Genomic DNA, 364 nt, shown 5'->3' with positions numbered 1-364 from the left:
GCATTGCGCTTGCTCGACTGCATGCCTGGCAATCATGCCAAGACGATCGGTGCGGACAAGGCTTACGACACGCACGACTTTGTTCAGGACTGCCGAGCGCGCAGGGTGACACCTCATGTAGCGCGCAACGACGCGCGAGCTGGCGGCAGCGCAATCGATGGCCGTACCTCGCGGCACGAGGGATACCGAGTGAGCCAGGTCATCCGCAAACGCATCGAAGAGCACTTTGGCTGGGGCAAGACGGTCGGACGGCTTCGCCAAACCGTATATCGGGATACCGAGTGAGCCAGGTCATCCGCAAACGCATCGAAGAGCACTTTGGCTGGGGCAAGACGGTCGGACGGCTTCGCCAAACCGTATATCG

Annotated in this window: 1 pseudogene; it reads left to right on the top strand. The window is 61.0% G+C overall.

The window, feature by feature from the left end:
* Window positions 1-273: pseudogene (locus tag AC1DK4_RS40880) on the top strand (IS5/IS1182 family transposase); the annotation flags it as partial.
* Between the last annotated feature and the right edge of the window lie 91 nt (window positions 274-364).

Source organism: Cupriavidus sp. 05N38, from assembly GCF_056397345.1.
This window is presented reverse-complemented; position numbering and strand designations above follow the sequence as displayed.